The sequence below is a fragment of the Flexivirga oryzae genome (assembly GCF_014190805.1).
Taxonomy (GTDB): domain Bacteria; phylum Actinomycetota; class Actinomycetes; order Actinomycetales; family Dermatophilaceae; genus Flexivirga; species Flexivirga oryzae.
In genome coordinates, this window is record NZ_JACHVQ010000005.1 from 221,550 (window position 1) to 244,016 (window position 22,467).

General features: G+C 68.8%; 22 protein-coding genes. 14 read left to right on the plus strand and 8 right to left on the minus strand.

Translation table 11 applies throughout. The features are described from left to right. Nucleotides 1-5 precede the first annotated feature (5 nt). Genes FHU39_RS22060 through FHU39_RS22070 form a run of 3 tightly spaced genes read left to right on the plus strand, consistent with a single transcriptional unit; the run spans nt 6 to nt 2,312 of the window. Nucleotides 6-449, plus strand: a complete 444-nt coding sequence (locus FHU39_RS22060; protein ID WP_183322884.1) for an SRPBCC family protein — start codon at nt 6-8, stop codon at nt 447-449. Continuing rightward, nucleotides 442-1,026 (plus strand): DNA-3-methyladenine glycosylase I, encoded by a 585-nt coding sequence (locus tag FHU39_RS22065; RefSeq protein ID WP_183322885.1) that lies wholly within the window; start codon nt 442-444, stop codon nt 1,024-1,026. The genes FHU39_RS22060 and FHU39_RS22065 overlap by 8 nt, the downstream gene beginning before the upstream one ends. Then, on the plus strand, nt 1,026-2,312 hold the full coding sequence (locus FHU39_RS22070; protein WP_246336827.1) for a hypothetical protein: 1,287 nt from the start codon (nt 1,026-1,028) through the stop codon (nt 2,310-2,312). The genes FHU39_RS22065 and FHU39_RS22070 overlap by 1 nt, the downstream gene beginning before the upstream one ends. A 162-nt stretch (nt 2,313-2,474) precedes the next feature. On the opposite strand, the gene FHU39_RS22075 is transcribed toward FHU39_RS22070, so the two are convergent. Both FHU39_RS22075 and FHU39_RS22080 read right to left on the minus strand, forming a co-directional pair. After that, complete coding sequence (locus tag FHU39_RS22075; protein ID WP_183322886.1) at nt 2,475-3,860, minus strand: SPFH domain-containing protein; 1,386 nt, start codon at nt 3,858-3,860, stop codon at nt 2,475-2,477. After that, nucleotides 3,860-4,291, minus strand: coding sequence for an NfeD family protein (locus FHU39_RS22080; RefSeq protein ID WP_183322887.1), 432 nt, complete (start codon nt 4,289-4,291; stop codon nt 3,860-3,862). The genes FHU39_RS22075 and FHU39_RS22080 overlap by 1 nt, the downstream gene beginning before the upstream one ends. A 186-nt stretch (nt 4,292-4,477) precedes the next feature. On the opposite strand from FHU39_RS22080, the gene kdpF reads away from it, so the two are divergent. From kdpF to FHU39_RS22115, 7 genes are all read left to right on the plus strand, one after another. Then, nucleotides 4,478-4,564 carry a K(+)-transporting ATPase subunit F gene (gene kdpF, locus FHU39_RS25275; protein WP_183322961.1) on the plus strand — a complete coding sequence of 29 codons (87 nt, stop codon included), beginning with the start codon at nt 4,478-4,480 and terminating at the stop codon, nt 4,562-4,564. Further along, nucleotides 4,564-6,210 (plus strand): potassium-transporting ATPase subunit KdpA, encoded by a 1,647-nt coding sequence (kdpA, locus tag FHU39_RS22090; protein WP_183322888.1) that lies wholly within the window; start codon nt 4,564-4,566, stop codon nt 6,208-6,210. Before kdpF ends, kdpA begins: the two co-directional genes overlap by 1 nt. Beyond that, nucleotides 6,207-8,279, plus strand: a complete 2,073-nt coding sequence (gene kdpB / locus FHU39_RS22095; protein WP_183322889.1) for a potassium-transporting ATPase subunit KdpB — start codon at nt 6,207-6,209, stop codon at nt 8,277-8,279. The genes kdpA and kdpB overlap by 4 nt, the downstream gene beginning before the upstream one ends. A 6-nt stretch (nt 8,280-8,285) precedes the next feature. Continuing rightward, nucleotides 8,286-8,864 (plus strand): potassium-transporting ATPase subunit KdpC, encoded by a 579-nt coding sequence (gene kdpC / locus FHU39_RS22100; RefSeq protein WP_183322890.1) that lies wholly within the window; start codon nt 8,286-8,288, stop codon nt 8,862-8,864. Between the two features lie 84 nt (nt 8,865-8,948). Beyond that, nucleotides 8,949-11,402: an ATP-binding protein gene (locus tag FHU39_RS22105; protein ID WP_246336851.1), complete on the plus strand. Its 2,454-nt coding sequence runs from the start codon at nt 8,949-8,951 to the stop codon at nt 11,400-11,402. Beyond that, on the plus strand, nt 11,402-12,076 hold the full coding sequence (locus tag FHU39_RS22110; protein ID WP_183322892.1) for a response regulator: 675 nt from the start codon (nt 11,402-11,404) through the stop codon (nt 12,074-12,076). The genes FHU39_RS22105 and FHU39_RS22110 overlap by 1 nt, the downstream gene beginning before the upstream one ends. Continuing rightward, a complete protein-coding gene (locus FHU39_RS22115; protein WP_246336828.1) occupies nt 12,066-13,970 on the plus strand; it encodes a potassium transporter Kup in 1,905 nt (634 codons plus the stop codon). Before FHU39_RS22110 ends, FHU39_RS22115 begins: the two co-directional genes overlap by 11 nt. A gap of 12 nt (nt 13,971-13,982) precedes the next feature. On the opposite strand, the gene FHU39_RS22120 is transcribed toward FHU39_RS22115, so the two are convergent. Continuing rightward, on the minus strand, nt 13,983-14,786 hold the full coding sequence (locus FHU39_RS22120; RefSeq protein ID WP_183322894.1) for an enoyl-CoA hydratase/isomerase family protein: 804 nt from the start codon (nt 14,784-14,786) through the stop codon (nt 13,983-13,985). 269 nt (nt 14,787-15,055) lie between these two features. On the opposite strand from FHU39_RS22120, the gene FHU39_RS22125 reads away from it, so the two are divergent. Then, on the plus strand, nt 15,056-15,223 hold the full coding sequence (locus FHU39_RS22125; RefSeq protein ID WP_183322895.1) for a DUF3117 domain-containing protein: 168 nt from the start codon (nt 15,056-15,058) through the stop codon (nt 15,221-15,223). A 68-nt stretch (nt 15,224-15,291) separates the two neighbouring features. Here the strand turns inward: FHU39_RS22125 and FHU39_RS22130 are convergent, their stop codons facing one another. Further along, entirely contained in the window at nt 15,292-15,924 is a 633-nt protein-coding gene (locus FHU39_RS22130) for an O-methyltransferase (protein WP_183322896.1), read from the minus strand. A gap of 194 nt (nt 15,925-16,118) precedes the next feature. Between FHU39_RS22130 and sigE the strand changes: the two genes are divergently transcribed. The 3 genes from sigE to FHU39_RS22145 all read left to right on the plus strand — a co-directional run bounded on the left by sigE (nt 16,119) and on the right by FHU39_RS22145 (nt 17,843). Continuing rightward, nucleotides 16,119-16,754 carry an RNA polymerase sigma factor SigE gene (sigE, locus tag FHU39_RS22135; protein ID WP_246336829.1) on the plus strand — a complete coding sequence of 212 codons (636 nt, stop codon included), beginning with the start codon at nt 16,119-16,121 and terminating at the stop codon, nt 16,752-16,754. Then, nucleotides 16,751-17,356, plus strand: a complete 606-nt coding sequence (locus FHU39_RS22140; RefSeq protein ID WP_183322897.1) for a zf-HC2 domain-containing protein — start codon at nt 16,751-16,753, stop codon at nt 17,354-17,356. Before sigE ends, FHU39_RS22140 begins: the two co-directional genes overlap by 4 nt. Before the next feature lie 103 nt (nt 17,357-17,459). Next, on the plus strand, nt 17,460-17,843 hold the full coding sequence (locus FHU39_RS22145; RefSeq protein WP_183322898.1) for a twin-arginine translocase TatA/TatE family subunit: 384 nt from the start codon (nt 17,460-17,462) through the stop codon (nt 17,841-17,843). Nucleotides 17,844-18,466: 623 nt separating this feature from the next. On the opposite strand, the gene FHU39_RS22150 is transcribed toward FHU39_RS22145, so the two are convergent. The 4 genes from FHU39_RS22150 to FHU39_RS22165 form a co-directional block, all read right to left on the minus strand. Then, complete coding sequence (locus FHU39_RS22150) at nt 18,467-19,600, minus strand: Mrp/NBP35 family ATP-binding protein (RefSeq protein WP_183322899.1); 1,134 nt, start codon at nt 19,598-19,600, stop codon at nt 18,467-18,469. Nucleotides 19,601-19,902: 302 nt separating this feature from the next. Then, nucleotides 19,903-20,481 (minus strand): DUF1003 domain-containing protein, encoded by a 579-nt coding sequence (locus FHU39_RS22155; protein ID WP_183322900.1) that lies wholly within the window; start codon nt 20,479-20,481, stop codon nt 19,903-19,905. After that, nucleotides 20,481-21,788 (minus strand): magnesium transporter MgtE N-terminal domain-containing protein, encoded by a 1,308-nt coding sequence (locus FHU39_RS22160; protein ID WP_183322901.1) that lies wholly within the window; start codon nt 21,786-21,788, stop codon nt 20,481-20,483. The genes FHU39_RS22155 and FHU39_RS22160 overlap by 1 nt, the downstream gene beginning before the upstream one ends. A 10-nt stretch (nt 21,789-21,798) precedes the next feature. Continuing rightward, nucleotides 21,799-22,281: a hypothetical protein gene (locus tag FHU39_RS22165; protein ID WP_183322902.1), complete on the minus strand. Its 483-nt coding sequence runs from the start codon at nt 22,279-22,281 to the stop codon at nt 21,799-21,801. Nucleotides 22,282-22,467: the final 186 nt, after the last annotated feature.

Genomic DNA, 22,467 nt, shown 5'->3' on the forward strand with positions numbered 1-22,467 from the left:
GCGACATGGGGGATCTGGTGGTGGAGCGCGCGAGTTCGGCGTCGGTCGCCGAACTCTGGCAGGTGGCGACCGACTGGGACGGTCACGGCCGCTTCTTCCCGGGCACCTCGGTGCGTGCCCTGACGCCTGATTCAGCTGTGGGGCAACGTGTTTCGGCGATCACCCGGATCGGGCCGTTGCGCTTGCACGACGAGATGCGGGTGACCCGCTGGGAGCCGCCGGGGGCGAGCGGTCGCTGTGAGGTCCGCAAGGTCGGCCGGGTGTTCGGTGGCCGCACCGTGATCGAGGTCGAACCCGTCGGCTCCGGCTCACTGCTGCGCTGGACCACCGACGTCGGACCGGCGCCGCGGCTGGCGCATCGGCTGCTCTCGCCGGTCTCGAAGCTGATCGCGGCACCGCTCTACCGGCGGGTGGTCGGCGGCATGGTGGCGGAGGCCGGGCATGGCTGAGGCTGCCTCGGTGGCCGTCGGACCGGACGGTCTGGCGCGCTGTGCCTGGGGTGACGGCAGCGACGACTACCGGATCTACCACGACACCGAGTGGGGTGTGCCGGTCCACGGCGAGCGGGCGCTTTACGAGCGCATCACCCTGGAGGCTTTCCAGTCCGGCCTGTCCTGGATCACCATCCTGCGCAAACGGCCCGCCTTCCGCGCGGCCTTCGCCGATTTCGACCCCGAGGTCGTGGCGTCGTATGGCGCCCGCGACGTGCAGCGTCTCATGCAGGACGCCGGCATCGTGCGTAACCGGCGCAAGATCGACGCGGCGATCACCAACGCGCAGGCGGTGCTGCGGTTGCGGGACGGCGGCGGCCTCGACGAGCTGATCTGGTCGCACCGGCCCGCCTCGCACCGTCGGCCCCGCGACTTTTCCGAGACCCCGGCCCAGACCACCGAATCCGTCAGCCTGGCAAAGGCGTTGAAGAAGGCCGGCTTCGCACACGTCGGTCCCACCACCATGTATGCCGCGATGCAGGCGTGCGGCCTCGTCGACGACCACGTGGTGGGCTGCTTCCGGGGCGGCGCGTGATGGCCGCGGCGACGACGACCGCGAGCGACCGGGCCGACGGCGAGCAGCCTGACGTCATACCACCCACCCGGCTGCAGGACTGGCGGGCCCGGGGGAGTGCGTTGGTGCAAGGGCACCTGCTGCTGTGCGTGGTCGCCGCCTACCTGGTGCTGCGGGTCTTCTCCGCCGTCGTGATGCAGGCCGTGGCGTGGCGGCAGGACCCCAGCTACATCTTCTACTCGACCGGGCACCAGGACTACTGGCAGATGACCCATGTGTGGGACGGCCGGTGGTACCAGACGATCGTGGAGGAGGGCTACCCGGCGCAGCTGCCGGGCAGCGACGGCACGGTCGACCAGAACCAGTGGGCGTTCTATCCGATGTACCCCTTCCTGGTCTGGGTGCTGATGCACCTCACCGGTGGGTCGTTCGCCGTCGTCGGCTCGCTGCTGTCGCTCGCGCTCGGCGCGGTCGCCGTGTGCCTGATGGCGGTGCTGATCCGGGAGAAGGTCGGCGCGTTCGCGGCGTTCTGTGTGGTCTGCGTGTTCGCCGCGTCGCCGCCGTCACCGGTGCTGCAGATGACCTACACCGAGTCGTTGGCGCTGGTGCTGCTGATCGGCGCGCTGCTCGCGCTGCAACGCCGGCAGTGGTGGCTGGCCGCCAGCCTGGCGCTCGCGACCGGCCTCGCCCGCCCGGTGGCGGTTCCGCTCGCGGTCGTCGCCGTCGTCGCGCTGTGGCTGCGCTGGCGCGCCCGCGCGGACGACCCGATCGAACGCCGGGAATGGGTCGCCATGGGCTCCACCCTCGTCGGGTGCGGCATCGCGAGCGGTATCTGGCCGCTCATCGCGTGGTGGCGGACCGGCGTGCCTGCGGCATACACCGAGACGATGGGTGCCTGGCGCGGCGGTGGCAAGGTCGTCTACTTCGAGCCGTGGGTGGCCAATTTCGACCAGCTGTTCGGCAACGGCCTCCTGGCCGTCACGGTCCTGGTGGTCCTGCTCGTCGGCTTCATGGTGATCACCATCGGTCCCTGGTCGGACGCGATGGGCCCGATCATGCGCACCTGGCTGCTCGCCTACGGGTTCTACCTGCTCGCGGTGCTGGACGTGTGGACCAGCACCTACCGCTACCTGCTGTTCATGTTCCCGATCCTGATCGCCTTCATCGGCGCCGGCTCGACGCAGCGGTCGCAGCGGCTGCTCGTCGGCTGGCGCACGGTGATCTGGGTGGGTCTGGGTCTCGGCTGGCAGGTGTGGTGGTGCTGGACGCTGCTGGTGCTCAAGCACGTCAGCGGCGACCCGATCTGAGCCTCGCCGACCCTGGCGATCCGACCAGCACCGGCTCCGCCCGGTCGGGGCACCGCCTCGCCTCGCCGAGAGGACACAAAAACGCCGAGCGGCCCAGTAGATCCGACGGTACGAGCCGGATCTAACTGGGCCTCTCGATCATTGCTGGGCCTCTCGCGCTGACTACTGCTGTGGCGGCTGCCCCTGGCCGGGTTGTCCCGGCTGGTATGGCGGTTGCTGCTGGGGCGAACCCTGGTGCGGAGCACCCTGCGGCGGCGCGGGCTGCTGGTGACCCGGCAGCTGCACACCCTGCGGCGGGTACTGCGGCGGCGGGCCGGCGATCTGCGGCTGCGCCTGGGTGGCCTCGATGTCGGGTGCGGGCTCCGCATCGTCCTCGTCGGGCTCCGGTGCGGATGTCGACGGGGGCAGCGCGGTCGACGGCCGCTGCGACCGGGCCGGTCGCGGCGGCCGGACGTCGTCCAGGTCCGTGGTCTGCCGGGCGACGGCCTCGGCAGCAGCGACGGCCTCAGCGACGGCCGGGTCGCGCTCCAGGGTGAACCAGTCGGCCACGTCCTCGTCATCGACGGGAGCACGCTCCTCCGCCGGCGGCATCTCGTAGCGGAAGGTGCCGTCGTCACCCTGGGCGCCGAACGACTTGGCGAAGCCCTGCAGCGCGGAGCCGAAGTCGCTCGGCACGACCCAGACCTTGCTCGCCTCGCCCTTGGCCATCTCCGGCAGCATCTGGAGGTACTTGTAGGCCAACAGTTCGGGGGTGGGTTTGCTGGACCGGATCGCGTTGAACGTCTTCTCGATCGCCTTGGCCTCGCCCTGCGCGTGCAGGTACTTGGCGGCGCGCTCGCCCTCGGCGCGCAGCACCTGGGACTTGCGGTCGGCCTCGGCCTCGAGGATCGCCGCCTGCTTGGCGCCCTCCGCGGCGAGGATCCGGCTCTGCTTGTCACCCTCGGCCGACTTGATCGCGGCTTCCCGGTGACCTTCCGCGGCGAGGATGGTCGCCCGCTTCTCGCGGTCGGCCTTCATCTGCTTCTCCATCGACTCCTGGATCGACGGCGGCGGGAAGATCGACTTCAGCTCGACGCGGGCGACGCGCAGCCCCCAGTGGCCGGTCGCCTCGTCCAGCACCCCTCGCAACTGGGCGTTGATGGTCTCGCGCGAGGTGAGCGTCTCCTCCAGCGTCATACCACCGACGACGTTGCGCAGCGTGGTGGTGGCCAACTGCTCGACACCGACGATGTAGTCGTTGATCTCGTAGACCGCCGACCGCGGATCGGTCACCTGGAAGTAGACGACGGTGTCGATGTTGACCGTCAGGTTGTCCTCGGTGATCACCGGTTGCGGCGGGAAGGAGACGACGCGCTCACGCAGGTCGACCCGGGCCCGGACCCGGTCGATAAACGGCATCAGCAGCGTCAGCTGCCCCGACACGGTCTTGGTGTAGCGACCGAGTCGCTCGATCACCGCGGCCTCGGCCTGCGGGATCAGTGCCACGGATTTCGCGACGACCGCGATCACCAGGATCACGATCACCGCGACGACTATCAGGACTACCATCAGTCATCTCCCCTTCTCACGACGGCCGTTGCGCCGTCGATGTCTTGGACGATCACGCTCTCGCCGGTGCGGAACGTGTCGTTCTCGTCCGCCGGGCGGGCCGACCAGATCTGTCCGGCGAGCCGCACCTGGCCGCCGTCGTTGCCGAACGCGCGGAGGACGGTCGCCTCCCGGCCGCGTAGCGCCTCGATGCCGGTGGGGACCGTCGGGCTGCTCAGCAGGTGTCGTTTGAGCACCGGCCGCAGTCCGAAGACGAGACCCACCGAGACGATCGCGAACACGATCGTCGCCAGCCACAGCGGTGCTCCGATGAACATCGCGATGCCGGCGGCGATCGCTCCGCCGCCGATCATCAGCAGCACGAAGTCACCGCTGAGCGCCTCCGCGGCGGCCAGCAGCACCCCGCCCGCGAACCAGATCAGTGCCGCCATGACGAGAGTCTTTCATGTATGCCGGGCCGCGGCGTGACCGCCATCACAAGTCAACGCCCCGGAAACGGGATTCCCCGTGTGGGTCCGCACGGGTGGAGGGGCCGCGGCCGTCAAGAACGCGTGAGGAAGCGTTAAGACCGCGTCAAGACCCCGACCTGACCGGTCCGGCACGGGTTCGCTGGAGACATGACTGAATATGTCGTTGCGGGTGTCATCGCCGCGGCGTTGCTCGCGTACCTCGTCTACGCACTCGTCCACCCGGACAAGTTCTGATGAGCGAGCAGGCAAGTGGGCTGTTGACCATCGCCCTCCTCGTGGCAGTGCTCGCCGTCGTGCACGTACCGCTCGGTGACTACATGGCGCGCGTGTTCAGCAGCGACAAGGACCTGGCGATCGAGCGTGCCTTCTATCGGGCCAGCGGCGTCGATCCCAAGTCGCAGCAACGCTGGTCGCGGTATGCCGTGTCGGTGCTGGCCTTCTCGGGCGTGAGCATCGTGGTGCTGTGGGCGCTGTGCACCTGGCAGGGGCGGCTCCCGCTGGACCGTGGCGCGTCCATGGACTGGCACACGGCGATCAACACCGCGATCTCCTTCGTCACCAACACCAACTGGCAGAGCTACGCCGGCGAGGCGGGCGCGAGCGCCCTGCTGCAGGCGCTCGGGCTGGCCGTCCAGAACTTCGTCTCCGCGGCCGTCGGCATCGCCATCGCGGTCGCCCTCGTCCGGGGTCTGGTCGCGCACAAGACCGGCGTGGTCGGCAACTTCTGGGTCGACCTGACCCGTGCCACGGTGCGCATCCTGCTGCCGATCGCGTTCCTCGGTGCCCTCGTCCTGCTGGCCGGAGGCGTGATCCAGGACCTCGCAGCGCCGCAGGTCATCGACACGATCACAGGCGGCCACCAGACGATCGAGAGCGGACTGGTCGCGAGCCAGGAAGCGATCAAGGAACTCGGCACGAACGGCGGCGGCTACTTCAACGCCAACTCCGCGCACCCCTTCGAGAACCCCAACGGCTTCACCAACTTCATCGAGATCCTGCTCATCCTGGTGATCCCGTTCTCACTCCCTCGCACCTACGGCCGGCTGGTCGGCGACAAGCGCCAGGGCCTTGCCGTGCTCGGTTTCATGGCCTTCCTCTGGGCGGCGATGCTCGTCGTCATCACCTGGGCCGAGCAGGCGGCGTCCACTGCCCCGACCGGTGCCATGGAGGGCAAGGAAGTCCGCTTCGGGGTCTGGGCGTCGTCGCTGTTCGCCAACTCCACGACCGCGACATCGACCGGTGCCGTCAACTCGTGGCACGAGTCATTCAGCCCGATCGGCGGCGGTGGCGCACTGATCAACATGCTGCTCGGCGAGATCACGCCCGGCGGCGTCGGTTCCGGGCTGTACGGCGCACTCGTGGTCGCCGTCCTCGCGGTCTTCATCGCCGGCCTGATGGTCGGCCGCACACCCGAGATCCTCGGCAAACAGGTGGGGCGCAAGGAGATCACGTATGCCGCGCTCTACTCGGTCACCACTCCGGCCCTGGTGCTGCTGGGTACCGCGACGGCGCTGGCGGTGAAGAGCGCGACGGGCGCCATATTCGCGACCGGGCCGCACGGGCTGACCGAGATCCTCTACGCCTACGCGTCCGCCTCGAACAACAACGGCTCCGCCTTCGGCGGGCTGAGCGCCGACCAGCCGTATCTCAACCTCACACTCGGCGCGTGCATGCTGCTCGGCCGGTTCCTGCCGATGCTGGCCGTGCTCGCCCTGGCCGGCTCGTTCGCGGCACAACGCCGTCGGCCGGCCACGGACGGCACGATGCCGACGCACACCCCGCTCTTCGGAGCATTGATGGTCGGCGTCGCCCTGCTGGTCACCGGCCTCACCTTCCTACCCGTACTCGCGCTCGGGCCGCTCGCAGAGGCTTTGTCGTGACGACTCGATCCACTTCGCCCGCAACACGACCCGAAAAATCGAGGACTCCTGGTCGGGCAACCGCTGCCTTGTGTCGACAAGCGGGCACCGCCCTGCCCAGCGCGCTGGCCAAGCTCGATCCGCGGCACGTGTGGCGTCAGCCGGTGATCTTCGTGGTATGGGTCAGCGCCGTTCTCACGACCGTGCTGGCGGCGCTGCACTCTTCCTGGTTCTCCTGGCTCGTCGCGATCTGGCTCTGGGCCACCATCCTGTTCGCCAATCTCGCCGAGTCCGTCGCCGAGGGGCGGGGGAAGGCGCAGGCGGACACACTGCGCAATACCCGCGCTACTGCCACAGCCCGGCGACTGACCGGCTCCGGCGAGGAGCAGATCGCGGCCGCGGAGTTGCGGCTCGGTGACCGGGTCGTGGTGGAGGCCAGTCAGCTCATTCCCGGTGACGGAGACATCGTGGAAGGCATTGCCACGGTCGACGAATCAGCGATTACCGGCGAGTCCGCGCCCGTCGTCCGGGAGGCGGGCGGCGACCGGTGCGCGGTCACCGGCGGCACCACCGTGCTGTCGGACCGGATCGTCGTGCAGATCACCGCGAAGCCCGGCGAGACGTTCATCGACCGGATGATCGCGCTGGTCGAAGGCGCCGAGCGGCAGAAGACGCCGAACGAGATCGCCCTCGGCATCCTCCTCACGGTGCTGACGATCATCTTCCTGCTCGCGGTCAGCACCATTCCGGCGTTCGCCGGCTGGGCCGGGCACAGACCGAGTGTCCTGGTCCTCGTCGCACTGCTCGTGTGCCTCATCCCGACGACGATCGGCGCGCTGCTGTCGGCGATCGGCATCGCCGGCATGGACCGGCTGGTCCAGCACAATGTGCTCGCGATGTCCGGACGCGCCGTCGAGGCCGCCGGTGACGTGTCGACCCTCCTGCTCGACAAGACCGGCACGATCACGCTCGGCAACCGGCAGGCGTCCGACATCGTCGTGCTTGGCGGCCACGACGCTGCCGAGGTGCATTGCGTGGCGCACCTGTCATCACTGTCCGACGAAACACCGGAGGGTCGCTCCATCGTCGCGTGGACCGCGGACCGCATTGGTATGACCATGGATTTGCCATCGGAAGTGGTCGTCGTACCTTTCACGGCACAGACCAGGATGAGCGGCCTGGATCTGGCCGACGGCACGCAGCTGCGCAAGGGCGCGGCCAGCTCGGTGTGCCGCGTGGTGCGGGAGTCGGGAGGTTCCGGCGCCGACGAGGCGATGGCCGCCGCGGACCGCATCTCCGCGGCGGGAGGCACGCCGCTGGTGGTCGCCGCCGGCGCAGCCGGAGCCGCGATGGACGCGATCGGTGTGATCCACCTGAAGGACGTCATCAAGCCCGGGATGGTCGACAGGTTCGCGCAGTTACGCCGGATGGGCATCCGGACCGTGATGATCACCGGCGACAACCCGCTGACGGCCAGGGCGATCGCCGACGAGGCCGGAGTCGACGACTTCCTGGCGGAGGCGACTCCCGAGGACAAGATGCGGCTGATCAAGAGTGAGCAGGAAGGCGGCCGGCTGGTCGCCATGACCGGCGACGGCACCAATGACGCGCCGGCGCTGGCCCAGGCGGACGTCGGTGTCGCCATGAACACCGGCACGTCGGCCGCGAAAGAGGCCGGCAACATGGTTGACCTCGACTCGAATCCCACCAAGCTGATCGACATCGTCGCGATCGGCAAGCAACTGTTGATTACCCGCGGCGCGCTCACGACGTTCTCGATCGCCAACGACCTGGCCAAGTACTTCGCGATCATCCCCGCAATGTTCGTGGCGAACTATCCCGGCCTGTCGGACCTCAACATCATGGGGCTGCACTCGCCTGACTCCGCAATCCTGTCTGCGGTCATTTTCAACGCCCTGATCGTCGTCGCGCTGATTCCGCTGTCGCTCAAAGGCGTTCGGTACCGGCCGTTGCGAGCCGATCAGCTCCTCGCGCGCAACATCCTGATCTATGGCGTCGGTGGCGTGATCGCACCGTTCATCGGGATCAAGCTCATCGACCTCATCATTTCGCTACTCCCCGGGATGTGATCTCACATGGCAACCGCCTCACTCACCATCGGCCGGCAGTCGCTGGCGGCGGTGCGCATCTTCCTCGTCCTCACCGTGCTGCTGGGCGTGCTCTACCCCGCAGCGGTCTGGGGTGTCGGCCGCATCGCATTCCACGACCAGGCGACCGGATCACTGATCCGCAGTAATGGCAAGGTGATCGGCTCGTCATTGATCGGCCAGCAGTTCACCGGCCGGCAATGGTTCCACGGTCGTGCCTCGGCCACGGACTACGCGGGCAACTCCAGCGCCGGCTCCAACCTGGCGGCGGACGACAAGCGGCAAGAGGCAACGGTCATTGCTCGCGAGAAGGCGCTGTCGCCGCTGGGTGGCACAACACCGGACGCGCTCACCATGAGCGCGAGCGGCCTGAACCCGGACATCTCCCCGGCATACGCCCGGTTGCAGGCACCACGGGTCGCGAAGGCTCGCGGGGTGTCGGTCGCGCAGGTCCGCAGACTGATCGGGGACGCCACCACCGGACGCGCTGCCGGGTTCCTCGGCGCACCGAAAGTGAACGTGCTGCAGCTAAATCTCTCGCTGCAGCGCCTGGCCAGCGGACAGTGACGAACGATGGACAATCGACGTATGACGCGTGGCCGACTTCGCATCTACCTGGGGGCTTCACCCGGTGTGGGCAAGACCGTGAAGATGCTCCAGGAAGCTCATCGCCGGCAGCAACGCGGCACCGATGTCGTCGTCGGCATCGTCGAAACCCATGACCGCGCTTACACCGCCGAGCAGCTCGAAGGTCTGGAAATCGTTCCACCACGGGAGATCCAGCATGGTGGCACCACGTTGAACGAGCTCGACGTCGAGGCGGTCCTGCGGCGGCGGCCGGATGTTGTGCTCGTTGACGAGCTCGCGCACCGCACGATCGGCGGTCCGCACGAGCGTCGTTGGGAGGACATGGAGCAACTGCTGGAGGCCGGCATCGATGTGCTGTCGACTGTCAATGTGCAACACCTGGAGTCCCTGAACGACGCGGTCTCGCAGATCACCGGTGTCCGGCAGCAGGAAACCGTACCGGACGCTGTGGTCCGCGCCGCCGACCAGATCGAGCTGGTCGACATGACGCCAGAAGCGCTTCGCCGCCGCCTCGCCCACGGACACGTCTATCCCGCGGAGCGGGTCGATGCCGCGCTGGCCAACTACTTCCGTGCTGGCAATCTCTCGGCATTGCGAGAGCTCGCGCTCCTCTGGACCGCCGATCGGGTGGACGAGGTGCTTGCCCGCTACCGCGATGACCACGACATCGAGTCGATCTGGCCGGTCCGCGAGCGGGTCGTCGTCGCGCTCACCGGCGGTCCGGAGCAGGAGACCTTGCTGCGCCGCGGCGCCCGCATCGCCGGCCGAGGTGCTGGGGGAGAGTTCTATGCCGTGCAGGTCGTCGCGGACACGGGTCTGCGCGATGTGAGGGTCGAATCCGCCGCCGCAACAAGGCAATTGGTGACCGAGTTAGGCGGAACGATGCACACCGTCACCGGCTCGGACGTCGGAGGGGCGATCCTGGAGTTCGCTCGTGGGGTAAATGCGTCCCAGATCATCATCGGCGCGAGCCGCCGGACACGGTGGCAGCGGATCGCCGGCCGTGGTGTCGGCGACACCGTCGTCGACGGTTCCGGCGACATCGACGTGCTGATGGTCACTCACGAGCTGGCACACAGTGGCCGGCGACCGGCGGTCAGCTGGGGCGAGATCGGACGTGGTCGTGAAATCGCTGGCTGGTTGCTCGCCACGGTCGGCCTGGCGCTGCTCACGGCGATCCTCGACGTCACCGGTTCGTCGCATGCGTTGCCTCTTGAGGTCCTGATCTATCTCGCGTTCACCGTCGCGACCGCCATCGTCGGTGGCATCTGGCCGGCGCTGGTCACGGCGGTGCTGGCAAGCCTGTCGCTCAACTGGTTCTTCGCGCCACCGACCGGCACACTCACGATCAATCATCCGCAGAACGCCGTGGCCCTGCTCGTCTTCGTGATCGTCGCCGCCTCGGTCGCGTCCGTCGTGCATCTGTCCGCCCGACGTGCGGCGCAATCGGTTGCCGCTGAATACGACTCCCGCGTGTTGGCGGAACTCACGCACTCGCTGCTCGCCGTCAAGGACCCGTTGCCGGAGTTGCTGGCGCAGGCACGTGACATCTTCGCCACCGACGGTGCGGCGATCGTTCGCACCACCCACACAGGGGTGCCCGGACAGATCGTGGTTCTCAGCGGTACCGTCCCGCTGGCCGACCTGGACGCCCGGCTGAGCCGCGTTCGTGTCGACGACGAGCACCAATTGGTGCTCGAAGGCGATGTCGTGGACGCCGGCCGGCAGCGGCTGATGGAGGCATACGCGAGCGTGGCAGCAGCGATCCTCCATCGCAACGAACTCGCACTCCAGGCCGCGGCCGCTGCCGGACTGGCGAAGGACAACCGCTCGCGGGCGGCACTGCTCGCCGCCGTCTCCCATGACTTGCGCACGCCCCTGGCCGCGATCAAGGCTGGAGTGTCCAGCCTACGCAGCACGGATATAGAGCTGTCCGCCGAAGATCAGCGTGAACTGCTGGAAACCGTTGAGGATGCTACGGATCGGTTGGACGATCTGATCGAGAACCTGCTCGACATGTCGCGGATCCAGTCGGGCAACATCACCGCCCGCACAGACGACGTGCTGGTTGCCGACATGGTGGCGGCAACGTTGCGCACCCTCAGTGCTCCGGACCGGGTCCACCCGTGGCTGCCAGACCCGCAGATCAGCGTCCTGGCCGACGCCGGCCTGGTGGAGCGGGTGCTGGCGAACTTGTTGGAGAACGCCCTGCGCTACTCTCCCGGCCGCCAGGAGGTCGTGCTCACCGCCGAACGCCTGGGCCGCTGGGTCGAGTTGCGCGTCATGGACCGGGGCCCCGGCGTGCCGGAGTCGGAGCGGACCGGTATTTTCGCGCCGTTCCAGCGGTACGGCGACGGTCACCGCGGCGACGGTGTCGGCCTCGGGCTCGCCGTGTCGAAAGGGCTCACCGAGGCCATGGACGGCACGCTGGAGGCCGAGGACACACCCGGCGGCGGCCTCACCATGTGCGTGCGGCTGCCCGTCGCCGGACAAAGCGCTATGACGCGAGGGGCGTGATGACCAGAGTGCTGGTAGTTGACGACGAGCCCGCCCTGGTGCGAACACTCAGCATCAATCTGCGCGCGCGGGATTACGAGGTGGAGCATGCCTTCGACGGCCGCACCGCGGTGCAGTGTGTTGCCGAGGACGAGCCGGATGTGATGGTGCTCGATCTGGGCCTGCCGGACCTGGACGGGGTCGAGGTCATCCGGCGGGTGCGACAGATCAGCGAGCTGCCGATCATCGTCCTGTCCGCGCGGCACGGCGGTGACGACAAGGTGGAGGCGCTGGACGGAGGTGCCGACGACTATGTAACCAAGCCCTTCGGCATCGACGAACTGCTGGCGCGACTACGCGCCATCCGGCGCCGGACGGGTGCGAGTGCGCATCCGGAGCCGGTCATCACCGAGCACTTCTCTCTCGACTTCTCCGAGCGCATCGCAAGCAAGGGTGGGGTTGCCGTCCGGCTGACCCCGACCGAATGGCATCTGCTCGAGGTCCTCGCCGTACAGCCGGGCCACTTGGTGCCCCAGCGGGAGCTGCTCCGTCAGGTTTGGGGTCCCGGGTACGAGAGCGACACCAACTACCTTCGGGTCTATGTCGCGGGTTTGCGCCGGAAGCTGGAGCCGACACCTGCGCGGCCGCGGTATCTGCTCACCGACTCCGGGCAGGGGTACCGGCTTGTTCTCTGAACGCCGAGCCCACCAGGGGCGTCGTGCAGGCTTCTGGACGCTGGCGGTCGGCGCAATGGGCGTGGTCTTCGGCGACATCGGCACCAGCCCGCTCTACTCGCTGCAGACGGTTTTCTCGATCGACCACAACACGGTGCGCACGACGCCCGGTGATGTGTACGGCGTGGTCTCGCTGGTCTTCTGGTCGGTCACCGTCGTCGTCAGCATCAAGTACGTCAGCCTGATCCTGCGCGCAGACAACGACGGCGAGGGCGGCATCATGGCACTGGCTGCCCTCGTCCGCCGGCACGTGCGGCCGGGTGGTCGGCGGTTCGGTCTGGTGATGCTGCTGGGCGTGCTCGGCGCGTCGCTCTTCTACGGTGACAGCGTCATCACGCCGGCGATCTCGGTCATGTCGGCGATCGAGGGCCTCGAGGTGCCGGCGCCCGGTCTTGCTGAATGGGTCGTCCCGCTCGGCGCCGTCATCATCACAGCGCTGTTCCTGGTGCAGCGGTTCGGAACGGCGATCGTCGGTCGCTTCTTCGGGCCGGTGATGATCCTGTGGTTCCTGGTCATCGGGGTGTTGGGGCTGGCCAAGATCATTCCGGATCCGGGTGTCATCAAAGGTCTTTCACCGACCTACGCACTCGCCTTCCTCTTCGATCGCCCGTTCGTGGCCTTCATCGCCATGGGTGCGGTGGTGCTGTCGATCACCGGTGCCGAGGCGCTGTATGCCGACATGGGTCATTTCGGCAAGGCACCTATCCGCAGGTCGTGGTTCGCGCTGGTCTTTCCGTGCCTGACGCTGAACTATCTGGGCCAGGCGGCGCTGATCCTGCGGAGGCCGACAGCGGTGCGCAATCCGTTCTTCCTCCTGGCGCCGTCCTGGATGCAGTGGCCGCTCGTGGTGCTCGCGACCGCGGCCACGGTCATCGCTTCTCAGGCGGTCATCTCCGGCGCCTATTCGGTGTCGCGACAAGCGGAGCGGCTCGGTTATCTGCCGCGGCTGACCGTCCGGCACACGTCACAGAGCGAAGGAGGCCAGATCTACCTGCCGGCGGTCAACTGGATCCTGTTCGCCGGGGTGATGGTGCTCCTGCTGTCCTTCCGGTCCTCCGCGCGGCTCGCCACGGCATACGGGCTGGCGGTGACCGGGACCTTCCTGCTCACCACGACCCTCTTCCTGCTGTATGCCGACTCGGCCTGGCACTGGTCCCGGCGCCGACTGATCTTGGTCGGGTTGTTGTTCGGAATCCTCGAGATCATCTACTTCGCCGCAAATCTGACCAAGATCGTGCACGGCGGCTGGCTGCCGATCCTCATCGCAGTCGCGGTGGCGACGTGCATGATCACCTGGCGCAAGGGTGGTCGAGTCGTGACGGAGCACCGGACCGCGAAGGAGGGCTCGCTGGGCCAGTTCGTCGACTGGCTGGACCAACACGAGCCGACCCGGGTGCCGGGGACTGCCGTGTTCCTCCACCCCGACCTGCCCACCGTGCCGCTGGCGCTGCGCGAGAACGCCGCCGTCAATCACGTCCTGCACGAGCATGTTGTCATCGTCTCGGCGATCTCGCACAACGTGCCGCACATCAGGGGCAGGGGCCGGGTGGAGCTCGAGGCGATCGGTCGCGAGTCCGACCGCATCACCCGGGTCCGGCTGCACTTCGGCTTCCAGGACGACCAGGACGTACCGGCAGCATTGCGGCTTGCGCGCGACCGCGGGGTCGATGTCGATCCTGAGGCGGCGTACTACTTCCTGTCGCGGATCACCCTGCACCGCGGGACGGCGCCAGTCATGCCTACCTGGCGCAAGCGGCTGTTCCTGGCGATGGCGCACAACGCGGCGAACCCCACCGACTACTACCGGCTGCCGGAGGAGCGCACCGTCATCATGGGCGCCCAGGTGAAGTTCTGAGGCGCTGCGCGGTCAGCGGCCCTCGAAGACCGGCTTCTCCTTGGCGAGGAACGCGTCGACGGCCGCCTTGTGGTCCCGGGTGCCGCCGGTGAGGTTCATCAGGTCACCCTCGTGCGCCAGCGACTCGGCGAGCGTGTGCGTGGCCGAGAACTCCACGGCGCGCCGGATGGCGCCATACGCCTTGGTGGGGCCGGCCGCCAGCCGCGCCGCCAGTTCGTGCACGGTGCCCTCGTAGTCGTCGGCGGGCACGACCTGGGTCGCCAGCCCCAGCGACAGCGCCTCGTCGGCCTTGACCGTGCGCGGCATCAACAGCAGTTCCTTGGCCTTGGCGACCCCGACCAGCCGCGGCAGCCAGAACGACGAACCCGAGTCGCTGGACAGGGCGATGCCGGTGAATGCCAGGTTGAACCCGGCCGACTCGTGCAGGATCCGCAGGTCGGCCGCGAATGCGAACGCCGCACCCGCACCGGCCGCGACACCGTTGACCGCCGCGATCACCGGCTTGTCCATCGTCGACAGCAGCGTGACGATCGGGTTGTAGTGATCGGGCACGGTGGTGAACAGCCGCTCCGCGCCCTCGGCGAGCAGGCCGACGTGCTCCTTGAGGTCCTGCCCCACGCAGAAGGCACGTCCGGTGCCGGTGAGCACGACGCACCGGACCGTGTCGTCTTCGGCCACCTCCTGGAGGTCGGCGAGCAGGGCCTCCTTGGTCGCCAGATCCAGCGCGTTCATCGCATCCGGCCGGTTGAGCCGCACGACGGCGACGCCGTCCGCCTTCTCGGTGACGACGGGAGCGGGGGCGGACGACTCGGTCATGCGGTCTCCTGGTCGGTGGTCGGGAGGTGCGTCGAGGTGCCCGCCGGTATGCCGGGGCACAGGACAGCAGGGTAGCCGTGGGCGCGGCTGCGGCTTCGCCGGGCGCGACCGCACAGTGCGTCCACAGTGGCAGGATTTCCCTCCGCGCGACAACAACTGAAATAATGCTTCGGACTGTTGGTCGCACCCGCCGGGAAGCCGGCGCCGAAATCACCGCGTGGCAGTGGTGCGCCCGAAGATTTGAGCCGCGCGGACGGAAGGGGAAGCCCATGGCGGCAATGAAGCCGAGGACCGGAGACGGCCCTCTCGAGGTCACCAAGGAAGGCCGCAGCATCCTTCTGCGTATGCCGCTCGAGGGTGGTGGCCGCCTGGTCGTCGAGATGAACGCCGAAGAGGCCGAGGCCCTCGGCGCGGCCATCAAGGGCTGCATCGGCTGACGTTCGGCTCCGTGAGCAACGAAGCGGCCGCCCACCGACGTTCGGTGGGCGGCCGCTTCGCGTCCCCGTCAGACCTTGACCGCGGCGAGCAGTCCGTCCCCGACAGGCAGCAGGGTGGTCGTCCAGTCGGGGTCGTCGCGCAGTTGTTTGCCCAGATCACGCAGCAGGACCGTCGTCTCGTCGCGTACGGCCGGATCGGCCACCTTGTCGTGCCAGAGCATGTTGTCCATCAGCAGCAGCCCACCGGCGCGCAACAGTCGCCCGGCGGCGTCGACGTAGGCCGGGTAGTCCGGTTTGTGGCCGTCCACGAACACCAGGTCGTAGCCGCCGTCGGTGAGGCGGCCCATGACCTGCAGGGCGTCGCCGGTGATCAGGCGCGTGCGTGCCGCGGGTATGCCGGCCTCGGCATACGCCTTGCGCGCGGCGTTCTGGTGCTCGGCCTTGATGTCGATGGTGGTGAGGACGCCGTCGTCCGGCATACCCAGCAGCAGCCACAGGCCCGACGAGCCCGCGCCGGTGCCGACCTCGACGGCGGACCGGGCGCGGCAGGCCGCGGCGAGCAGCCGCAGGGCCGGTCCGGTGCCGGGGCCGACCGGGACCGCACCGAACTGCTCGCCGCGCACGCGGGCGCGTTCGATGACTTCCGGCTCGGGCACGAAGTCTCCGGCATACCCCCAGCTGGCCGCTCGCTGTGTTGACATACCACCGAACCTAGTGCTTTGTGAGCCGTCGCGCCGAACCGACCAAAACAGACCTGACCGGCGGGTAACGATCCGGGGGTGTCGTTCGTTGTGCTGGGGGAGCGGGTTGGTGTGTCACCGACATCGGCGACACAGCAGGCTCATAGGGACGTGCGACACAATGGGATCGCTCGACCGACTACGGGATGGATGCAATGACCGACCAACTGCTGCGGGGCGCAGTGAAGACCGAGGTGCCCGATGTGGCGCCACCGGGGTGGGAGCCACCGACCTGGGAGGAGATCGTCACCGAGCACTCGGCGCGTGTCTACCGCCTGGCCTACCGGCTGACCGGCAATGTCCACGACGCCGAGGACCTGACGCACGACGTCTTCGTGCGTGTCTTCCGCTCGCTGCACTCCTACCGCCCCGGCACCTTCGAGGGCTGGCTGCACCGCATCACCACCAACGTCTTCCTGGACAAGATGCGCCGCAAGCAGCGCATCCGCTTCGACGCACTGGCCGACGACGCCGCCGCGCGGCTGCCCAGCCGCGAGGGCAGTCCCGAGCAGTTGTATGCCGACGCCCACTTCGACGACGACATCCAGCGGGCGCTCGACGCGCTCGCACCGGACTTCCGCGCCGCCGTCGTGCTGTGCGACATCGAGGGCCTGTCCTACGAGGAGATCGCCGCGACGCTCGGCATCAAGCTCGGCACCGTGCGGTCCCGGATCCACCGCGGACGGGCGCAGCTGCGGGAGGCGCTGGCGCACCGCGCGCCCGAGAACCGCCCCGCTGCGCGCAGCCGGGTCGGCATACCGACCCTGCGACCGGCGGGAGCCGCGCAGTGATGCTCTTCTCGCGCGATTTCGCGCGCGCCGAACACGAGCATCTGGGTGACCGCGTCGGCGAGTATGTCGACGGCATGCTCGACGCGGACGACGAGTACCGCGCCGACCTGCACCTGACCGTCTGCGAACACTGCCGCTACGCGGTGCAGCAGGAGCGCGCGATCATCGCCCAACTGCGGTCGGTCAGCTTCGACTCCGGCGGCCACGAGCAGTTGATGGCCGGCCTGCTGTCGCTCGCCTCCTCGGAGTCGGGTGCGCCGCTCGGCGCGTCGTCGCAGCTGTCGAAGGACCTCGACCGCCCGGCGCCCGCAGTGGTCACCTGCAGCGCACCCCCGCAGTACCAGTCGGCGCGCAAGTCGATGGCGTTCGCACTGTTCGCGGTCGCCGGCTGTGTCGGCGTCGCGCTCGTCGCATCGACCGCGTCAGGGGTGGCGCAGGGACCGCAGTCGCCCAGCAGACAGGCGCCCGGTCAGGCGGCGCTCGTGCGCGACGTGTCCACGCCGCAGGTGTCCGAGACCGCCAAGAAGAGGGAAACCTCCGGCGGGTCGACGCGCGAGACCGTGCCGATGTTCGTGCAGGTGGCGGCGAACCCCACCCCCTGATCCGCGGGTCGAACGGCCCGGTCGGTGACCGCTGCCACCGCGTGCATGCGCGGGTGCGACAATCGTGCGGCCGTGGCTTCAGCGGGAAAGGTACCGACGCGACATGTTTGGCATCAGCGGGTGGGAGCTCGTGATCCTCCTGGTGCTCGCCGCTGCCCTGATCGGTCCCGAACGGCTGCCGGAGTACGTCAGCAAACTGCGCACCTACATCCGGCAGGCGCGGGACATGGCCGAGGGCGCCAAGTCGCAGCTGAAGGACCAGATGGGTCCGGAGTTCGAGGACATCAACTGGCGGGCGTACGACCCCCGGCAGTACGACCCGCGCAAGATCGTGCGCGACGCGCTGTTCGACCCCGAGCCCGACCCGGACGCGGAGGAGGACGACGAGGCTCCGGCCGAGGCGTCCCCGGTCATCGGCGCGGCGTCATACGACCCGAACAGGTTCGACCCCGACCGCGCGACGCCCTTCGACGCCGACGCGACCTGAGCGCGGGTCCGACCTGAGCGGCGGTTGCCCGGGGGTGTGCCGGAGTCGCCACTGGGGTGACCTGTGTACGGGTATGTCGCCCGCGACCGTGCCGGAGTCCCCACTGGGGCGAGTTGTGTACGGGTGGGGCGGCTTCGCGGCTTCGGGGTGTGCCGGAGTCGCCACTGGGGAGAGGTATGACCGGGTTTCGCGCCTGTGACCGTGCCGGAGTCCCCACTGGGGTGACCTGTGTACGGGTGGGCCGGTTTCGCGGCTCCGGAGCGTGCCGGAGTCGCCACTGGGGTGACCTGTGTACGGGTATGTCGCCCGCGACCGTGCCGGAGTCCCCACTGGGGCGAGTTGTGTACGGGTGGGGCGGCTTCGCGGCTTCGGGGTGTGCCGGAGTCGCCACTGGGGAGAGGTATGACCGGGTTTCGCGCCAGACACCGTACCGGAGTCCCCACTGGGGTGACCTGTGTACGGGTGGGGCGGCTTCGCGGCTTCGGAGCGTGCCGGAGTCGCCACTGGGGTGACCTGTGTACGGGTATGTCGCCCGCGACCGTGTCGGAGTCGCCACTGGGGAGAGGTATGACCGGGTTTCGCGCCAGACACCGTACCGGAGTCCCCACTGGGGCGACGTACGCTCAGCGGCCTGTCGGAGTGAGGCCGAGCGACCGGCCGGCCAGCCCCCGCGAGCGGGTTCCCAGGCCCTTGGCGATGCCGCGCAGCGCGACGGCTGCCGGGGAGTCGGGGTGGCCGAGCACGACCGGGGTTCCTTCGTCCGAGCCCTCGCGCAACGACATGTCGAGCGGGATCTGACCGAGCAGTTCGACGGGTGCGCCGATCGACCGGGTCAGCGACTCGGCGACCTGTCGCCCGCCGCCGCTGCCGAAGATCTCCTGGCGGGTGCCGTCCGGCAGTTCCATCCAGGACATGTTCTCGATGACGCCGGCGACCCGCTGCTTGGTCTGCAGTGAGATCGCGCCGGCCCGCTCGGCCACCTCGGCGGCGGCCTGCTGCGGGGTCGTGACGACCAGGATCTCCGCGGTCGGGATCAGCTGCGCGACCGAGATGGCGATGTCTCCGGTGCCGGGCGGCAGGTCCAGCAGCAGCACGTCGAGGTCGCCCCAGAAGACGTCGGCCAGGAACTGCTGCAGTGCACGGTGCAACATTGGGCCACGCCATACGACCGGCTGGTTGCCGGGCACGAACATGCCGATCGAGATGACCTTCACGTCCCTGCTCTCCGGCGGCAGGATCATGTCGTCGACCTGGGTCGGGCGGTTCTCCACGCCCAGCATGCGGGGCACCGAGAAGCCGTAGATGTCGGCGTCGACGACTCCAACGCGCAAGCCCGAATCCGCAAGCGCTGCAGCCAGATTCACGGTCACCGACGATTTGCCGACGCCGCCCTTGCCGGACGCGACCGCGTAGACACGGGTCAGCGAGCCGGGCTTGGCGAACGGGATCTCCCGCTCGGCCTGGCCGCCGCGCAGCTGCTCCTTCAGCGCGGTGCGCTGCTCGTCGGACATGACGCCGAGCCGCACGTCGACGGCGGTGACTCCCTCAACCTTGCTGACCGCCGCGGTCACATCCGTCTGCAGCCGGGATTTCATCGGACAGCCGGAGATGGTGAGCAGCACGGTGACGGTGACTTTGCCGTCGTCGGCGACGTCGACCGACTCGACCATGTTGAGTTCGGTGATCGGCCGGTGGATCTCAGGGTCCTGCACAGTTGCCAGTGCAGCGCGAATGGCGTCCAACGAGGGGGTGGGCATGTCTCCCATGGTAGGTCCGTGGTGCAGATCACCCGGTGGTAGGTCGGAACTCCGCCTCCCCGGGTCGTACGAACCCGCACTCGCACGCCGTCACGACGAGCTGCACCGTCCCGAAGTGCCGACGGTCGCGGGAAAGGGACGGGGTATGGCGGGAAACGTGTCCCGAAGTGCCGACGGTCGGCGGGTGGGGACGGGGTATGGAGTGGACTGGCGTCCCGAAGTGCCGACGGTCGCGGGAAAGGGACGGGTTTGGCCCGGAAACGCGTCCCGAAGTGCCGACGGTCGGCGGGCAGGGACCGGGGTTACGCCGGAGCCGCCTCGTCGTCCGGGTCGTCGGCGGGATCCGCCGATCGCAGGTAGCCGCGCTCCTCCATCTCGTCCAGCAGCGAGCGCAGTTCGGAGCGGACGAAGTCGCGGGTCGCGGTGTCCCGCATCGCCAGCCGCAGCGACGCGACCTCACGGGTGAGGAACTCGGTGTCCGCGAGGTTGCGCTCGTCGCGCGCCCGGTCGGCCTCGAGAGTGACCCGGTCGCGGTCGTCCTGGCGGTTCTGGGCGAGCAGGATCAGCGGCGCGGCATACGACGCCTGGGTGGAGAAGAAGAGGTTCAGCAGGATGAACGGGTAGGGGTCCCACTTCAGCCCGAACAGCCCGACCAGGTTGAACAGGATCCACAGGATGACGAAGACCGTCATCCAGACCAGGAACTGCGCGGTGCCCATGAAGCGGGCGAAGTCCTCGGCGAACCGGCCGAACGTGTCCGAGTCGAGACTGGGTCGCGGCAGCCAACTGCGGACCGCCTCGCGCGGTTGGTCCAGGCGCGCGGACTCCTGGCGACGGCGTCCCTCCCGGCGCTCGCGACGCTCCTCGTCGCGGTCGGCCATCAGACGACCTCCTCGTCGGTCGCGGGTGCGTCGGACGGTCGCACGTCGTGGCGGGCCTCGCGCCAGTCGTCGGGCAGGATGTGGTCGAGCACGTCATCGACGGTGACCGCGCCGAGCAGCCGTCCCGCATCGTCGACGACGGGCATGCTCACCAGGTTGTATGTCGCGAGCTGACGCGTCACCTCACCCAGGGGTGCCTCGACACCGACCGGCTCGATGGTCTTGTCGACGATCGTCCCGACCGCGGTCTGCGGGGGCTCGCGCAGCAGCTTCTGGGTGTGCACCAGGCCGATGAACCGGCCGGTCGGCGTCTCCAGCGGCGGCCGGCTGACGAAGACCGCGGAGGCCAGTGCGGGCGCCAGCTCCTCCCGGCGCACCACCGCCAGCGCCTCGGCGATCGTCGCCTCCGGCCCGAGCACCACCGGCTCGGTCGTCATCAGGCCACCGGCGGTGTTCTCGTCGTACGTCAGCAACCGGCGCAGCGGCGCGGCCTCGTCCGGCTCCATCAACTGCAACAGCTGCTCGGCCTGCTCCGAGGGCAGGTTGGACAGCAGGTCCGCCGCGTCGTCCGGCTCCATCGCCTCGAGGACGTCGGCGGCGCGCTCGGTGTCCAGCCCGGCGAGGACCTCGACCTGGTCGTCCTCGGGCAGCTCCTCCAGCACGTCGGCCAGTTTGTTGTCGTCCATCGCGGCGGCCACTTCGGCGCGGCGTTTCGGGGACAGGTCGTGGATCACCTCGGCGAGGTCCGCGACGCGCAGGTCGTCATACTCCTCGAGCAGCCGCTCGGCGCTCTGGGCGCCGGCCTGCTGGTGCAGCCCGGTGACGTCGCGGGCGTCGACCAGGCGGGTCTTGCCGCTGCGCCGGCGGGTGAGACGCGACATCGCCTTCGACGCCGACGAGATGCCGTCGACCTGCCGGACGAACACCTTGACCAGCACCCAGTCGCGCCGCAGGTTCTGCTCGATCGCGATGTCCTCGACCAGGCCGGTGAACTCCTCGCCGGCCTCGCGGACCTGCACCCGGCGATCGAAAAGCTCTGCGAGCACGAGGGTTTCGCCAGCACGTTGCTCGAAGCGGCGCATGTTGACCAGGCCGGTCGTGATGACCGCACCGGCGTCGACGCTCGTCACCCGGGTCATCGGCACGAAGACCCGCCGTTTCCCGGGCACCTCGATGACCAGACCGATCGCTCTGGGTTCGGAGCCGCCGAAGGTCATGACGACGTCCCGGACCCGTCCCACGCGGTCCCCGAGGGGGTCCAGCACGGTCAGTCCGGCGATCCGGGCGACGAAGACTCGGCTGCTCACCTGCGAAAGGTTAGTCAGGTGTGGTCGGTTCCGGTTCCTCCGGATCGGCGTGGTGCTCGGGCAGACCCTCGGCACGGGGTCGTGTCGATCGGGGTGCCCGCGACGTATCGGGGGAGCGCAGCGGCGCAGAACCTTGTGGGGTGACTCGAATCGCCCAGACGACGCCGTGCTCCGCCCAGAAGGCCGCGCGGTCACCCGCAGGAGTGCTCTGGCGCGTCGCGAGCAGCGCCGCCGTGGCGGGGCCCCACTCGTCCGAGTCGGGCCAGACGCGTTCGGCCCTTGCCGGCACCGGACCGACCGCGGCGCGAGTTTCCTTGTCGCGCAGCATGATCCGCAGCTCGGCCGGCAGGGGAGGGATCGGCTGCTCGTCCTCGCCGGTCACGACGTATGCCGTCTCACCGACCCCGGCGTACCAGCACGGCACCCGCAGGTCCGGTGGCACGAGCAGCCACGCGACCTTCGACTTGGCCAATGCGGTCGTCACCTCAGTCACGGTCCCGACTCTAGTCACACCCCAAGGAAGTTCTTCGCTCGTGCCCGCACCGGGACACCGACCGGCCGGTCGCGCCCGGAGCCGGAAATTTTCCTGGACAACCGGACAACCGTTTGGAAGCGTTGTACGTCATACCCAGCAAGCGCGGGGGGTGGCAGTGGCCACTGAAGCGCTTCGACTGGAGAA

Coding starts and splice junctions, on each gene's coding strand:
- FHU39_RS22155 (WP_183322900.1), bottom strand. CDS start 20,481: ATGGCCGACCGCGACGAGGAGCGTCGCGAGCGCCGGGAGGGACGCCGT.
- kdpC (WP_183322890.1), top strand. CDS start 8,286: ATGGCAACCGCCTCACTCACCATCGGCCGGCAGTCGCTGGCGGCGGTG.
- FHU39_RS22075 (WP_183322886.1), bottom strand. CDS start 3,860: ATGGTAGTCCTGATAGTCGTCGCGGTGATCGTGATCCTGGTGATCGCG.
- FHU39_RS22130 (WP_183322896.1), bottom strand. CDS start 15,924: ATGTCAACACAGCGAGCGGCCAGCTGGGGGTATGCCGGAGACTTCGTG.
- FHU39_RS22145 (WP_183322898.1), top strand. CDS start 17,460: ATGTTTGGCATCAGCGGGTGGGAGCTCGTGATCCTCCTGGTGCTCGCC.
- FHU39_RS22070 (WP_246336827.1), top strand. CDS start 1,026: ATGGCCGCGGCGACGACGACCGCGAGCGACCGGGCCGACGGCGAGCAG.
- FHU39_RS22110 (WP_183322892.1), top strand. CDS start 11,402: ATGACCAGAGTGCTGGTAGTTGACGACGAGCCCGCCCTGGTGCGAACA.
- FHU39_RS22080 (WP_183322887.1), bottom strand. CDS start 4,291: ATGGCGGCACTGATCTGGTTCGCGGGCGGGGTGCTGCTGGCCGCCGCG.
- kdpF (WP_183322961.1), top strand. CDS start 4,478: ATGACTGAATATGTCGTTGCGGGTGTCATCGCCGCGGCGTTGCTCGCG.
- FHU39_RS22105 (WP_246336851.1), top strand. CDS start 8,949: ATGCTCCAGGAAGCTCATCGCCGGCAGCAACGCGGCACCGATGTCGTC.
- kdpA (WP_183322888.1), top strand. CDS start 4,564: ATGAGCGAGCAGGCAAGTGGGCTGTTGACCATCGCCCTCCTCGTGGCA.
- sigE (WP_246336829.1), top strand. CDS start 16,119: ATGACCGACCAACTGCTGCGGGGCGCAGTGAAGACCGAGGTGCCCGAT.
- FHU39_RS22150 (WP_183322899.1), bottom strand. CDS start 19,600: ATGCCCACCCCCTCGTTGGACGCCATTCGCGCTGCACTGGCAACTGTG.
- FHU39_RS22120 (WP_183322894.1), bottom strand. CDS start 14,786: ATGACCGAGTCGTCCGCCCCCGCTCCCGTCGTCACCGAGAAGGCGGAC.
- FHU39_RS22125 (WP_183322895.1), top strand. CDS start 15,056: ATGGCGGCAATGAAGCCGAGGACCGGAGACGGCCCTCTCGAGGTCACC.
- FHU39_RS22060 (WP_183322884.1), top strand. CDS start 6: ATGGGGGATCTGGTGGTGGAGCGCGCGAGTTCGGCGTCGGTCGCCGAA.
- FHU39_RS22065 (WP_183322885.1), top strand. CDS start 442: ATGGCTGAGGCTGCCTCGGTGGCCGTCGGACCGGACGGTCTGGCGCGC.